At 72.0% G+C, this 14,928-nt stretch carries 8 protein-coding genes and 2 pseudogenes; all 10 read right to left on the bottom strand.

The genetic code is table 11. The annotated features are described in order from the left end of the window. Position 1 precedes the first annotated feature (1 nt). On the bottom strand, positions 2 to 403 hold the full coding sequence (locus C8046_RS12885) for a DUF5684 domain-containing protein (protein WP_199224475.1): 402 nt from the start codon (positions 401 to 403) through the stop codon (positions 2 to 4). 141 nt (positions 404 to 544) lie between these two features. Then, positions 545 to 1,216, bottom strand: coding sequence for a response regulator transcription factor (locus C8046_RS12880; protein WP_109229793.1), 672 nt, complete (start codon positions 1,214 to 1,216; stop codon positions 545 to 547). Then, complete coding sequence (locus tag C8046_RS12875; protein WP_109229792.1) at positions 1,213 to 3,780, bottom strand: ATP-binding protein; 2,568 nt, start codon at positions 3,778 to 3,780, stop codon at positions 1,213 to 1,215. The genes C8046_RS12880 and C8046_RS12875 overlap by 4 nt, the downstream gene beginning before the upstream one ends. Before the next feature lie 19 nt (positions 3,781 to 3,799). Then, a pseudogene (gene kdpC / locus C8046_RS12870) lies at positions 3,800 to 4,308 on the bottom strand (potassium-transporting ATPase subunit KdpC). A 106-nt stretch (positions 4,309 to 4,414) separates the two neighbouring features. Beyond that, positions 4,415 to 6,609, bottom strand: a pseudogene (gene kdpB / locus C8046_RS12865) (potassium-transporting ATPase subunit KdpB). Continuing rightward, the gene (gene kdpA, locus C8046_RS12860) at positions 6,609 to 8,282 is read right to left on the bottom strand and encodes a potassium-transporting ATPase subunit KdpA (RefSeq protein ID WP_109229791.1); all 1,674 of its coding nucleotides are present in this window, start codon (positions 8,280 to 8,282) and stop codon (positions 6,609 to 6,611) included. Before kdpA ends, kdpB begins: the two are co-directional and overlap by 1 nt. Next, complete coding sequence (kdpF, locus tag C8046_RS18830; RefSeq protein WP_199224474.1) at positions 8,282 to 8,371, bottom strand: K(+)-transporting ATPase subunit F; 90 nt, start codon at positions 8,369 to 8,371, stop codon at positions 8,282 to 8,284. The genes kdpA and kdpF overlap by 1 nt, the downstream gene beginning before the upstream one ends. A gap of 290 nt (positions 8,372 to 8,661) precedes the next feature. Then, complete coding sequence (locus C8046_RS12850; protein ID WP_109229789.1) at positions 8,662 to 9,126, bottom strand: hypothetical protein; 465 nt, start codon at positions 9,124 to 9,126, stop codon at positions 8,662 to 8,664. A 147-nt stretch (positions 9,127 to 9,273) separates the two neighbouring features. After that, positions 9,274 to 14,262, bottom strand: coding sequence for a family 16 glycoside hydrolase (locus C8046_RS19495; RefSeq protein WP_235866321.1), 4,989 nt, complete (start codon positions 14,260 to 14,262; stop codon positions 9,274 to 9,276). Next, on the bottom strand, positions 14,184 to 14,795 hold the full coding sequence (locus C8046_RS19490; protein ID WP_235866320.1) for a PA14 domain-containing protein: 612 nt from the start codon (positions 14,793 to 14,795) through the stop codon (positions 14,184 to 14,186). Before C8046_RS19490 ends, C8046_RS19495 begins: the two co-directional genes overlap by 79 nt. Positions 14,796 to 14,928 lie beyond the last annotated feature (133 nt).

Here is a 14,928-nt window from a genome sequence, read left to right as displayed (position 1 = left end):
CTCAGGCGGGGAGCTGCGAGCGGTCGTAGCGGGAGTCGTCGAACGCCAGCACGATGTAGCCGATCAGCGAGAACAGGAACAGCAGGAAGAAGCTGAAGACGCCGCCCTTCCCGAAGGCCTTCCCGATCCGCAGCGAGACGATGATCAGGAACACGACGTTCACGACCGGGATGATGAGGAGCAGGAACAGCCAGCCGTTGAAACCGGCGAGCTTGACGTGCGTGTAGGCGTTGACGAACGGCACGAACGCCTTCCAGAGCGGCTCGCCGGCCTTCTTGAAGACGAGGCCGAGGAAGATCGCGCCGATGAGGTAGCCGACGAGGCCACCGCCGATCGCCGGGCCCGAGGTGTAGGCCGAGAAGTCGGTCGAGCTGCCGGAGGCGAGGATGTCGAGCGTGGTCACGAGGTGCTCCCTGGTCAGATGGGTGAGGCCCAGGTCAGTGGGCGGGCGCCCGCACCGTAACGCGCACCCCGAGGGCCCCGCACCCCGGGGCGACGGGCTGTCCGCACCGTGGACGCCCGTGCCGGGTGCCCGCGCGGCCCCTCACCGCTGGAAGCGGTACCCCATGCCGGGTTCGGTGAGGAGGTGGCGGGGCTGGGCGGGATCCGCCTCGAGCTTGCGCCGCAGCTGCGAGACGTACAGGCGCAGGTAGCCGGTGTCGGTCACGTGCTCGCTGCCCCAGATCTCCTGCAGCAGCTGCTGCCTGGTGACCAGGCGCCCCTCGTTCCGCACCAGGAGCTCCAGGAACAGCCACTCCGTCGGGGTCAGGCGCACCGCCGCGCCGTCGCGCCGCACGGTCGTGGCGGCGAGGTCCACCACCACGTCCCCGAACGTCACGGTCGGCTCGACGACCTCGTGCTGCACGCGCCGCGACAGGGCCCGGATCCGCGCGAGCAGCTCGTCGATGGCGAACGGCTTGGTCACGTAGTCGTCGGCGCCGGCGTCCAGCGCCTCGACCTTGTCGGCCGACCCCGTCCGCCCGGACACCACGAGGATCGGCACGCTCGACCAGCCGCGGATCCCCTGGATGACCTCGAGCCCGTCGAGGTTCGGCATCCCGAGGTCGACCATCACGAGGTCGGGGGTGTGCTCGACGGCGGCGTTCAGCGCCCCCGCGCCGTCCGCAGCCGTGACGACGTCGTAGCCCCGCGCCCGGAGGGTGATCCGCAGCGCGCGGAGGATCTGCGGGTCGTCGTCGGCGACGAGGATCTTCACGCGTGCTCCTGGTTGCTCGACCGATCGGCGACGGCGAGGCCCACCACCATCGTCACCCCGCCACCCGGGGTGTCCTCGACCTCCAGCGTGCCACCCATCCCCTCGACGAACCCCTGCGACAGCGCCAGCCCGAGCCCGAGACCCGTCGCGTTGTCGGTGTCGCCGAGCCGCTGGAACGGCACGAAGACGCGTTCGCGCTGGGAGGGTGGGATGCCCGGGCCGCGGTCGATCACCCGGATCTGGCCGGTCTCGCCGAGCAGCGACGTCGTGATCCGGACGGCGCCCGCGGCCGCCCCGTGGTGACGCACCGCGTTGCTGAGCAGATTGACCACCACGCGCTGCAGCAGCGCCGGATCGGCGAGCAGCGGTACGGCCGGCAGCGCCAGGTCGAGCTCGACGTCGCCCGGGCCGAGCCCGAGCTCGTCCAGCGCCGCGACGACGACGTCGCCCGGGTAGGTCGGCGCGGTCGCGACGGCGAGCACCCCCGCCTCGAGGCGGGTGACGTCCAGCAGGTCGGTCACCAGCGACGTGAGCGTCCCGAGGCTCTCGTCGGCGGTGGCGAGCAGCTCGCGACGGTCCGCCTCGGACCACGCCACGTCCGTGGAGCGGAGCGCCCCGACGGCGGTGACGGCGGCGGCGAGCGGCCGCCGCAGGTCGTGGCTGACGGCCGACAGCAGCGCGCTGCGCACGCGGTCCGTCTCGGCCAGCGGGGCGAGCGAGCGCGCCGTGCGCTCGAGGTCGGTGTGCTCCAGGGCGACGTCGACCTGGGCGGCGATCACGCCGAGCAGCCGGCGTTCGGACGGGGTCGGGACGCGGCCCACGACCTCCAGCACGCCCCGCTCCCCGACGGCGACCTCCGCCGTCGCGACCTCCGCCGTCGCCGTCGCGGCCGTGCCGGTCCCTCGCGCGGGCGACGCCGCGAGCACCTCGCCGTCCACCACGACGCGCACGGCGGCGAGCCCGAACGCCTCGCGCGTGCGCCCGAGGATCGCCTCGAGCGCGTCCTGCCCGCGCAGCACGCTGCCCGCCACCCCCGCGAGCAGCTCCGACTCGGCCGCGGCGCGCTGCGCCGTCCGCGAGCGCCGCGCGGCGGTGTCGACGACGTAGCTCACCAGGATGGCGTTGACCACGTAGAGCGCGAGCGCCAGCACGTGGAGCGGCTCGGCCACGGTGATCGTGTGGAACGGCTCGATGAAGAAGAAGTCGAGCGTCATGCCCGACAGGACCGCCGTGAGCAGCGCCGGCCACAGCCCGCCGACCAGCGCGACCACGATGACGAGGAGCTGGTAGAGCAGGACGTCGCCGATGATCGACTCGGGCGAGCGCCACCCGATCATCGCCCAGGTCAGCAGAGGTCCACCGAGGAGGGAGACCGCAAGGCCGAGGAGCCGTCGGCGAGCCGTCAGCCCGCCGGAGAGTCCACCCACGCCGCGGGCCGGGCGCGGCAGCCGCAGCCCGCCTCCCGCGGCGTCGTGGTTGACGATGTGGACGTCGATCGAGCCCGCCTCGCCGATGACCGTGCGGCCGACGCCGGGTCCGCCGAGGATCGAGCGGAGCCGTCCCCGGCGGCTGAGACCGATGACGAGCTGGGTCGCGTTGACCCCGCGCGCGAACTCCACCAGAGCGCTCGCGACGTTCTCGGCCACGACCTGGTGGAACGACCCCCCGAGGCTCTCCACCAGCGTGCGCTGCTCCGCGAGCGTGCCCGGGGACGCGGACCGCAGCCCGTCGGCGGCGATGGCGTGCACCGCGAGCAGCTCACCGCCGGCCGTGCGCGCCGCGATGCGGGCTCCCCGCCGCAGCAGCGTCTCGCCCTCGGCGCCCCCGGTGAGAGCGACGACGACGCGCTCGCGCGCCTGCCACGTGGAGGAGATCGCGTGCGCGTCGCGGTAGGAGCGCAGCGAGGAGTCGACCTCGTCGGCGAGCCACAGCAGCGCGAGCTCGCGCAGCGCGGTGAGGTTGCCGAGCCGGAAGTAGTTCGACAGCGCCGCGTCGACCCGCTCGGCGGGGTAGACCTTCCCCTGCGCGAGGCGGCCCTGCAGCGTCGGGGGCGCGACGTCCACGAGCTCGACCTGGTCCGCGCCGCGCAGCACCGCGTCCGGCACGGTCTCCCGCTGCGCCACCCCGGTGATCTGCTCGACGACGCCGTTGAGCGAGTCGATGTGCTGGATGTTGACGGTGGTGAGGACGTCGATCCCGGCGTCGAGCAGCAGGGCGACGTCCTCGTACCGCTTGGCCCGGGGCGACCCCGGCGCGTTGCTGTGGGCGAGCTCGTCCACGAGGGCGACGTCGGGCGCGCGGGCGATCACCGCGTCGACGTCGAGCTCGCTCAGCGTGACGCCGCGGTGCCCGACGGTCAGGCGCGGGACGAGGGTGAGGTCACCGAGCGCGGCCGCCGTCGCCGTCCGTCCGTGCGTCTCCACCAGGGCGACGACGACGTCGGAGCCCGCCTCCCGCAGCCGGTGGCCCTCCTCGAGCATCGCGACCGTCTTGCCGACGCCGGGGGCCGCGCCGAGGAGGACGTGGAGCGTGCCTCGCCCGCGGTGGCCGTCGGTGCTGCTCATGCGGTCGTTCTCCTCGGGCTCACGCCTGCTGCTCGTCCAGGGCGAGGTTGAGCGCGAGGACGTTCACGCGGGGCTCGCCCAGGAAGCCGGCGTCCCTCCCCGCGATGCTAGACCGCACGAGCGCCTCCACCTCGGACTCGGGCAGGTCGCGCTCGGCGGCGACGCGCGGCACCTGCAGCAGCGCGTACGCGGGACTGATGTGGGGGTCGAGCCCGGAGGCCGAGGCGGTGACCGCGTCGGCGGGGACGTCGGCGACGGCGACCCCCTCGCGCTCGGCGATCTCCGCCTGCCGCTGGGCGATCGCGGCGACGAGGTCGGGGTTCTCGGGGCCGAGGTTGGAGCCGGAGGAGGCGGCGCCGTCGTACCCGTCCCCGGCGGCTGACGGCCGGGGGCGAAGTAGCCCGGGAGCGCGCCGTCGGGACCCGCGAACGACTGGCCGATCAGGGACGAGCCCACGACCTGGCCGTCGACGCGGACGAGGGAGCCGGCCGCCTGGTGGGGCAGCGCGACGGCGGCGAGGCCGGTCACGAGCAACGGGTAGCCGAGGCCGAGCACGAGGGTGGCGACGAGCAGGAACCGCAGGGCGACGCCGTACTGGCGAAGGGTGGACACGAGTGATCTCCAGTTCTGGGGGTCAGAAGCCGGGCAGCTGGCTGACGAGAAGGTCGACGATCTTGATGCCGACGAACGGCCCGACGACACCGCCGAGGCCGTAGACGAGCAGGTTCCGGCGCAGCAGCGCCGAGGCGGACACGGGCCGGTAGGCCACCCCCCGGAGCGCCAGCGGGATGAGCGCGATGATCACGAGAGCGTTGAAGACGACCGCCGAGAGCACGGCCGAGGCCGGGGTGGCGAGCTGCATGACGTTGAGCGTCGCGAGGCCGGGGAAGACCCCCATGAACATGGCGGGGATGATCGCGAAGTACTTCGCGACGTCGTTGGCGATGGAGAAGGTGGTCAGCGCGCCGCGCGTGATGAGGAGCTGCTTGCCGATGCGGACGATGTCGATGAGCTTGGTCGGGTCGGAGTCGAGGTCGATCATGTTCCCGGCCTCCTTGGCGGCCGAGGTGCCGGTGTTCATCGCGACCCCGACGTCCGCCTGCGCCAGCGCGGGGGCGTCGTTCGTGCCGTCGCCGGTCATCGCCACCAGGTTGCCGCCGGCCTGCTCCTTGCGGATGTAGGCCATCTTGTCCTCGGGCGTGGCCTCGGCCAGGACGTCGTCGACGCCGGCCTCCGCCGCGATCGCAGCGGCCGTCAGGGGGTTGTCACCCGTGATCATCACGGTGCGGATGCCCATCGAGCGGAGCTCGGCGAAGCGCTCCGTGATGCCGGCCTTGACCACGTCCTTGAGGTGGACGACGCCGAGGACGCGCGCCGCACCGCCCGCCTGGTGGGCGACGACCAGCGGGGTCCCGCCGCTCGCGGAGATCGCCGCGACGGCGCCGTCGAGCTCGGCGGCGGTGGCCGGCGGCAGGTCGGTGCCCGCGTCGGCGACCCAGGCGGCGACGGCGGAGCCGGCGCCCTTGCGCAACCGGGTCCCGTCGGCGAGGTCGAGGCCGCTCATCCGGGTCTGCGCCGTGAACGGGACGACCTCGCCGGCGGGGGCGTCGCCGTCGAGATGCGTGTGGCCCTCCTCCCGGGCGAGGACGACGATCGAGGCGCCCTCCGGCGTCGGGTCCGCCAGCGACGCGAGCGCGGCGGCCCGCAGCAGCTCCTCGCGGGTGACACCGGTGAGCGGGACGACGTCCGTGGCCCGGCGGTTGCCGTAGGTGATGGTGCCGGTCTTGTCGAGCAGCAGGGTGGTGACGTCGCCCGCCGCCTCGACGGCGCGGCCCGACATCGCCAGCACGTTGTGCTGCACGAGGCGGTCCATGCCGGCGATGCCGATGGCCGACAGGAGAGCGCCGATCGTCGTCGGGATGAGGCACACCAGCAGCGCCACCAGAACCGTGAGGCTCACGGGTGCCGCCGCGTAGGAGGCGATCGGGTTCAGCGTCAGGGTGACGACGAGGAAGATGACCGAGAGGCTCGCGAGCAGGACGTTCAGCGCGATCTCGTTGGGTGTGCGCTGCCGCGAGGCTCCCTCGACCAGCGCGATCATCCGGTCGACGAACGTCTCCCCCGGCTTGCTGGTGATGCGGACGACGATGCGGTCGCTCAGCACCCGGGTGCCGCCGGTGACGGCGCTGCGGTCGCCGCCGCTCTCGCGCACCACGGGGCGGACTCACCGGTGATCGCCGACTCGTCGACCGAGGCGATGCCGTGCACGACGTCGCCGTCGCCCGGGATCAGCTCGCCCGCCACGACCACGACGACGTCGCCCACCACGAGGTCGGAGGACGGCTCCTGGGTCGTGGCGGCCCTCCCGGCCGCCGGGTCGTGGACCGCGTCGTAGACCCGCACGACGGTGGCGGGGGTCGTGCTGCGGGTGGCGCGCAGGCTGTCGGCCTGGGCCTTCCCGCGCCCCTCGGCGACGGCCTCCGCGAGGGTGGAGAACAGCACCGTCAGCCAGAGCCACGCGGCGATGATCGCGGTGAACGCGGCGGGGATCGGGGCACCGCCGGAGTCCTGCGGACCGCCCAGGAAGGGCTCGGCGATCGCGAGCGCCGTCGTGAACGCGGCGCCGACCTCGACGACGAGCATCACGGGGTTGTGCCAGAGCTCGCGCGGGTCGAGCTTGCGCAGGGCCACCGGGAGGGCCTGTCGGACCTGCGCGGCTGTCAGGGCGCGCCGCTTCCGGCTGCGGGGCGCGGGGGCGGTGGAGGTCGGGTCGGAGGGGGTCGGGTCGGAGGGGGTGGGCGCCGTCGGGCGCAGGGTGGTCGGGGACATCAGAGGCCTTCAGCCAGGGGCCCGAGGGCCAGGACGGGGAAGTAGGTGAGGGCGGTGACCACGAGGGTCACGCCGCCGAGCAGGCCGGCGAAGAGCGGCCTCGTCGTGGGGAGGGTCCCGGCGGTGGCGGGGACGGTGTCCTGCGCGGCGAGCGATCCCGCCAGCGCCAGCACGATCGCGATCGGGAGGAACCGGCCGAGCAGCATGGCCGCGGCGAGCGCGAGGTTGAACCAGGGCGTGTCCGCCGTGAGTCCGGCGAACGCGGAGCCGTTGTTGTTCGCGGCCGAGGTGAACGCGTAGAGCACCTCGGTGAGGCCGTGGATGCCGGGGTTGGCGATCGAGGTGGCCTCGACGTCGGCCCGCACCGCGGGGATCGCGAAGCTCAGCGCGGTGCCGGCGAGGACGAGGAGCGGCGTCACGAGGATGAACAGGCTCGCGAGCGTGAGCTCGCGAGGGCCGAGCCGTTTGCCGAGGTACTCCGGCGTGCGGCCCACCATGAGGCCGCCCAGGAACACCGCGACGACGGCGAGCACGAGCATGCCGTAGAGGCCGGAGCCCACCCCACCGGGCGCGATCTCGCCGAGCATCATGTTGACGAGCGGGAGCATGCCTCCCAGCGAGGTGTAGGAGTCGTGCATCGAGTTGACGGCGCCCGTGGAGGTGAGGGTGCCGGTGGCGGCGAACAGGACCGAGCCGATGATCCCGAACCGCTGCTCCTTGCCCTCCATCGCCGCACCGGCGAGCTCGGGGGCTGCGCCGGCACCGCGCAGCTCCAGCCACGTGGTGAGGGCGAGCGAGGCGAGGAAGAGGCCCGCCATGACGGCGAGGATCGTGCGGCCCTGACGCGGTTGACCGAGCATCGTGCCGAAGGTGCGCGGGAGGCTGAACGGGATCGCGAGCATGAGGAACACCTGCAGCAGGTTGATCCACGCGCCGGGGTTCTCGAACGGGTGGGCGGAGTTGGCGTTGAAGAAGCCGCCGCCGTTGGTGCCGAGCAGCTTGATCGCCTCCTGGCTCGCGACCGGCCCGCCCGGGATCTGCTGCGTCCCGCCCGCGAGGGTGGTGACCTCGGTGAACCCGGTGAGGTTCTGCACCACACCACCGGCGACGAGGACCAGCGCGGCGACGATCGACAGCGGGAGCAGGACGCGCGTGATGCTGCGCGTGACGTCCACCCAGACGTTGCCGAGCGTGCCGCTGCGGCGGCGGACGAAGCCGCGGACCAGGGCGATCGCGACCGCGAGTCCCACCGCGGCGGAGACGAAGTTCTGCACCGCGAGGCCGAGCATCGCGACCGTGTAGCCGAGGGTGAGCTCGCCCGAGTACGACTGCCAGTTCGTGTTCGTGACGAACGAGACGGCGGTGTTGAACGCGAGGTCCGCCGGGACGGCCGGCAGGCCGAGGGCGTACGGGAGGATCGCCTGGGTGCGCTGCAGCAGGAACAGCAGCGCGATGCCGACGACGGAGATCGCGAGCACGCCGCGCAGGTAGGCGCGCCACGTCTGCTCGCCGCGCGGGTCGACGCCGGTGAGGCGGTAGAGGCCGCGCTCGAGCGCGAGGTCGCGGCCCGAGGTGTACGTGCGGGCGAGGTGGTCGCCGAGCGGGCGGTGGATCGCGGCGAGGGCGACGGCGAGGACCGCGACCGGGAGCAGGGCGGCGAGGGCCGGGTTCATCAGAACCGCTCGGGCGTGAGGAGGGCGAGGACGAGGTAGCCGAGCGCGGCGACGCCGAGGACGGCCGCGACGGTCTGGAAGATGATCACGGCTCCGACTCCACACCCGTCGCCGGGGGCGGGTGAGCCATCCTCACGGAACCCATACGGCCGGGCGTGATTCCCTGACGGCATCCCGACGGCGGGGCGCCCGCCGCCGGTCAGGTCCGGCGCCGCCGGTCAGGTCGGGCGCCGCCGGTCAGGTCGGGCGCCGTCGGTCAGGTCGGGACGCCGCGTTGCGCGCACCGATGGTCGCTTCGGCGCCCCCGAACCGACCAACCGTGCGCGCAACGGCGGGCGCGGGGGCCGGGCCGGGCCGGGTCAGGCCGGGTCAGGCCGGGTCAGAGATCGACCGCGACCGACGCCTCGTGGGGGCCGCCACACCTGGCGCTGCCGCCCACCCGCTTCCAGTCGAGGGTCACCGGGGTGGCGGTCAGCACCGTGCCGTCGGCGGCGCTCGCCCGGACCGTGAGCTCCTCCGGCCGTCCGTCGATCGCGTAGAGCCAAGGCCCGTCGTCGTCGTCCCGCGGGAAGAGCGACACCGCCCCGAGAACGGCCCAGGACGTCCCGAGGGTGGCCGGGGGCGTCCTCTCCGGTTCGCCCGTGACGCACTCGTCGCCGACGCACAGCGCTACCTCAGCGACCTCGGCGAGGTCGGACGCCTCGCCGTCGAGCTGCACCGTCAGCACGTTCGACCACCCGATCGCCGTGCACGCGCCGTTTGTGATCCCCGCGCAGGAGGTCAGCCCGACGGCGCCCACCAGCACCACGGCGGCCCAGGCTGCGGTGCGGGCGTGGCGCGTCATGCATCCATCCTCGCGGCCGGCGGCGCGTTGCGCGCGCCGGTGGTCGCTTCGGCGTCCCGGAACCGACCATCCGTGCGCGCAACGGCGGCGGGACGCACGCCGCCCCCGGGTCCGAGGGGCCCGGGGGCGGCGGCGAGCTACCTGGGACTAGCCGACGTCGGAGAAGCCCGCGTCGTCGTAGCGGTACAGGAACGCGGCCATCGCGTCACGGTTGATCGGGCTCACGGGGCGGTACTCCGCCGTCCCGTCGTTGCCGACCCACCCCGTCGCGATCCCCTCGCTCACCAGCCAGGTGATCTCCTTGTAGAACTGCGTGGACGGAGCCACGTCGGTGAACGGCGAGACCACCGGTCCGGTGAAGGACGGCGAGTCGGCCATCCGGTACAGGAACGCCGCCATCGCGTCGCGACCGATCGGCTCGAGCGGACGGAACTCACGACCCTCGGCGTTCACCCATCCGGTCGAGATGCCCTCCTCGTACAGCCAGGTGATCTCCTTGTAGAACTGGTTGTCGGTGGACACGTCCGCGAACGGCGAGACCGTCGGCGCCGTGAACTCCGGGGAGTTCGCCTGGCGGTAGAGGAACGCCGCCATCGCGTCACGCGCGATCGGGGTCAGCGGACGGAACTCGCGCCCCGCCTCCGTCTCCCAACCGGTGGAGATCTCGTTCTCGAACAGCCACGAGATCTCGTCGAAGAACTGCGTGAGCACGGGCACGTCCACGAAGGGCACGGGCGTGGGGTCGCCGGCCTCGAGACCGGTCAGGTACTCGAAGCCCTCGGCCGCGAAGCTCTCGCCGTCCTGCGCGAGGTCGTACTCGATCGTGTACAGCTCGACGCCCTGCTCCTGCGCCTCGGTCAGGATCGCCTGCAGCGGGACCCTGCCCTCGCCCAGGTTCACGAACGTCGGGCTCGCCTTCGCGGGCGTGCCGCCGAGGTTGACGGCGTCCTTGACGTGGAGCAGATCGATCCGCTCACCGTGCTCCTCGAGGAGCTCGACGACGTTCACACCGGCGTGCGTGGCCCACGCGACGTCCACCTGGAACGTCACCCACTCGGGCTCGGTCTCCATGACCAGGATCTCCCAGGCCGAGCGCACCTCGCCCTCGTGCTCGTACGTCGTCGTGAACTCGCCGTCGTGGTTGTGGCCGAAGAACTTGCCCACCCCCGCGTCGACGGAGCGCTGACCGAGCTGGTTCATCGTGGCCGCCGTCGCCAGCACGTTCTCGTAGGACGTGATGCCGGGGTCGGCGAACCCGCCCGAACCGACGTACCGCTGCCCGAGGGTCCCGACGAACTGCAGGGTCTCGTCGAACGTGTCCACCTTGGTGTTGTAGTGCGACGTCGGCACGTTCAGACCGAGGCGGTCCGTGAGCGCCCGGAACTCCGGGGCCGTGTAGCCGGTGAAGTTCGCGCCGAACGGCTCCACGTTCTGGAAACCGATCGAGGACATGCGCTCCAGGACCGGCGCGACGCCGACCTGGTTCGTCCACGGGAACAGCGAGAACATCCCGATCGAGACGTCCTCCACCGGCACGACGACCGGGTCGGTGGGCTCGGGATCGTTCGGCTCGCCGGCGGGGACGCCGGTGAGGTACTCGAAGCCCTCGGCGACGAAGTCCTCGCCGTCGGGCGCGAGGTCGTACTCCATGACGAAGTAGTCCACGCCGATCTCCTGGCCCTTGGCCAGGATCGCCTGCAGCGGAACGTCACCCTCACCGAGGTTGACGAACGTCGGCCACGGCTGGGTGGTCAGGCCCGTGGCGTCCTTGACGTGGAGCAGCTCCACGCGGTCGTCGTAGCGGTCGAGCAGGTCGACCACGTCCATGCCGGCGTGAGCGGCCCAGGCCACGTCCAGCTGGAACGTGACGTAGTCGGGGTCGGTCTTCTCGACCAGGATCTCCCAGGCCGTCTTCGTCACGCCGTCCTCGACGAACGAGGTGGTGAACTCCCACGAGTGGTTGTGGCCGAAGAACTTGCCCACCCCCGCCTCGACGGAGCGCTTGCCGAGCCGGTCCATCGCGGCCGCGGTCTGGACGACCTCGTCGTAGGTCGGCTCCCGGTCGAAGCCGCCCAGGCCCGGTGCGGGGAACCCGCCCGAACCGACGTAGGACTGTCCCAGCGTGGAGACGAAGTCCAGCGTGTCCTCGAACGTGTCCTCCGCGACGTCGTAGTGCGAGGACGGGACGGCGAGACCGAGCTCGTCGGCGAGGTTGCGGAACTCCAGCGCCGTGTAGTCGCCGAACGTCTCGCCGTAGGGCTCGATGTTCTCCAGACCGATCGAGGAGAGGCGGTCGACGACGGATTCGACGCCCACCTCGTCCACCCACGGCTTGAGCGAGTACATGCCGATCGAGACCTGCTCGGACGGGATGACGACGTTGCTCACGGTGTCGTCGAACGTGTACACCCACTGCGGGTCGACGCCGCCGACGAGCACGAAGCCCTCGGTGGCGCGCGCCGTCACGGTGACCGTGCCGGTGCCCGGGTAGGTCCCGGCCTCCACGACGTCGCCGTCGACGAGGTAGGCGACACCCTCGACCGCCGGCACGGTGAACGTGTCGTCGTCGGTGCCGCTCACGTCGGCGAACGTCACGGCCGCCGGGGTGACGGCGGTGCGCTCGGCCAGGTCCAGGGCGCGGACGTTGCGGTAGCTGACCGCCTCGCCGCCGCCGTGGTTCTGGAGACCGATGAAGCCCGAGGCCAGGTCGCGGGCCGGGTCGGTGCTGGTGAAGTCGTTCACCAGCGCGCCGTTGAGGAAGACCTTGATGGTCTGGTCCTGCACGACGATCTCGTAGGCGTTCCACTGGCCCACCGGGTTGAGGTTGGCCTCGACCGCCTCGAGGTCGGCGCCCTGGAAGGTGTAGATCGCACCGGTGGTGCGGTCGTCCTCGTCGGTCGCGTCGATCTGGATCTCGTAACCCTCGTCGACGGCGACCCACGGGTCGGTGCCCGGGTCCGGGAACCCGACGAACACGCCGCCGTTGTCGTCCTTGATGAGCTTCCAGTCCAGCTTGAGGCTGTACTCGCCGAGCTCCTCGCCGTGCCAGAGCAGACCCATGCCGCCGTCGCCGCGGAGGCTGCAGTCGGCCTGACGGCCGAACGAGCCGGGGCCGGCCATGTTCCAGTCCTCGAAGCTGGCGAGCGTGCCGTCGAACAGACCGGTGTAGCCGTCCTCGAGCTCGGCGGGGGCGCAGATGTCGAGCCCGTCGCCGACGGTGAGCAGGTCGAGGTTGACGTTGCCGTCGTCGCCCGTGTCGTACTGCAGCTTCACGGCGTTGACGCCGGCGCGGAGCGCGACCTCGGTGGTGTCGGTGCCCCAGCTGTTCCAGGCGCCGGTGTCGGGCAGCGTCCACGGCCCGACCTTCTCGCCGTTGACGTAGAGCGAGACGTCCTTGTCACCCTGGTAGGGGTTCGGACCGTTGGCGTAGCGGAGGTTGAGCGGGTAGGTGCCGGCCTCGTCGACCGTCACGGGGAAGGTGACACCGGCGCCGACCGTGTCGAAGCTGTCGACGAAGCCGTCACCCGAGTAGCCGTTGTGCTCGCGGTCGATCCCGGCGCTGCCGGTGATCTGGCCGTACTCGGCCTCGTACCAGCCGCGGTCGGCCGGGGCCTCGTAGCCGGGGAGCGAGTTCAGCGTGTACCAGGCCTCGGTGCTCCACAGCTCCTGGCCCGACTCCGACTCGAACGGACGCGGGGAGCGCAGGTGCACGACGTTGCCGGGCTCGAGGCCGTCGAGCTGCAGCGTCACGGTGGTGCGGTCCTCGGACACGGTGGCCGAGGTGACGTTGAGGATCTGCTCGTTGACCTTCGGACCGCCGTAGGCGGCCGTGGGCACGTAGCGCCACTGCTCCGCGCGGTAGGCGGTCGCGATCGCGTCGGCCGTCTCCTGCGAGATCGGCTCGGTGTAGGTGATCTCGAAGCCACCCTCGACGACGGCGACTGACGCCATGTCGAACGTGCTCTCGTTGACCGGGCTGAGCTTCTGCAGGCCGTATACCAGCTTGCCGGACTCGCCCCAGTTGCCGCCCTCGCCCGTGCCGCCGACGTACAGCGCGCCGTCGGGGCCGGTGATGACGCGGTTGACGCCGACCTCGAGGCCGGCGGTGTGGCGGAAGACGGCGCCCTGGTACTCGCCGTCGACCTCCTCGAGGAAGGCACGCTGGAGGCCGCCGTACGTCACGTCGCCGAAGACCATCTGGCCAGCGAAGGGACCCTCGTCGAGCAGGATCGGCGTGCTCGGGGAGTTGCCGATCTCGTTCTGCGGGATCCACAGGGCCGGCGGGGTGACGGGCTCGTCGTCGAACGGACCGGCCGGGTTCGTGTAGTGGTTGAAGAACCGGCCGTCCTCGACGTGCACCAACTTGGAGCTCGGGAGCCAGCCGCCCTGGTTGTCCATCGCGAAGATCTCGCCCTCGGGGCCGAACGCGATGCCGTTCGGGGTCCGCAGGCCGCCCGCGACGACCTCGACCTCACCGGTCTCACGGTCGATGCGGAGCGTGGTGCCGCGGCCCTCGGCGGGCTGCGGGTTCGTCGTCGCGCCGCCGTTGTCGATCGCGACCGACAGGTTGACGTAGAAGTTCTCCTCGTCGTGGATCAGGCCGAACGCGAACTCGTGGAAGTTGCCGCCGTCGGGCCACTCGGCCACGGTGCGGTGGGTGTCGTAGAAGCCGTCGCCGTCCGGGTCGCTGAGCTCGGTGAGCTGGTGGCGCTCGGAGACGTAGATGAGGTCGTCGATGACGTCGATGCCCATGGGGTTGAGCAGGTCGGTGGCGATCTTCGTGTGCACGACCTCCTCGGCGCTCGTCTCGCCCACCACGTTGTCGAGGAGGAAGACCTCGCCCGGCTCGGCGTCGGGGACCCAGCCGCCGGCGCTGACGGAGCCGGTGGTCGTGACCAGGAGCTGGTCCGCGTCGTTGAACGCGAGGCCGGAGACCTTGGGCTCGAAGTCGGCCGGGCGCAGGTCGGTCAGCGTGTAGTTGGGGTTCACCGAGTCGAGCTGCAGGCCGTCGCCGGCCGTGTCCTCGGCGCCCTCGCAGTACTTCGTGCCGGGGGCGGTCACGCGGACCACACCGGCGTCGGTGCTGAGGTTGGTGCTGGGGATCGTGGCCCAGTCGGCCGCGCCCGGGGCTTCCACTGCAGCAGCAGACGCTGTCCGTAGCCGCCCTCGAAGTGCTCGACGAACAGCTCGTGCGCGCCCGGCTCCAGCGTCACGGCGGTCTCGACCGAGGTCGAGTCCTGGAAGCCGTCGTTGTCGAGGATCTGCTGGCCGTCGAGCGTGACGCGCGAACCGTCGTCGCTCGTGACGCGGAAGCCGTAGCTGCCGGCCTCGGGCACGATCAGGTTGGCCCGCACGTGCGTGAGGAAGTTGTCCACGAGCCCGAAGTCGTCGTCCGTCGTGAAGTCCACGACCGGCATGAGCTTGTCGACGTTCGGCGTGGTGCCACCCCGCAGGGTGCAGAGCTGGCTGATGCCGGGCGGCACCTGGAAGGTGCGCAGCGTGACGCCGGGCTCCTGGGGCGGGAGGGCGCCCGGGTCGACCGGGGCCGCCGTCGCCGAGACGGCGCCGCCCGCGAGGGCGGCGGTGCCGACGAGGGCACTGAGGGCGAACAGCCCGACGGTGCGGCGCAGGCCGCTCCGTCGCAGGGCTGGGGGACGTGCTGAGGGCATCGTTGCTCCTGGGATCTCACTGGGGGGACAGTCATCAGCCGCGCGGGACGACGCCGTCTCCGCCGTCGTCGCCGCGTACTAACGTCGCCAGCAAAACACGGTTGCGTCGTCAGGTCCAGAGGTTCCGCTCTGC

The sequence above is a fragment of the Serinibacter arcticus genome, assembly GCF_003121705.1.
Classification (GTDB): Bacteria; Actinomycetota; Actinomycetes; order Actinomycetales; family Beutenbergiaceae; genus Litorihabitans.
Note: the sequence above shows the minus strand (reverse complement) of the source record. Positions and strands in the feature narration are given on the sequence as shown.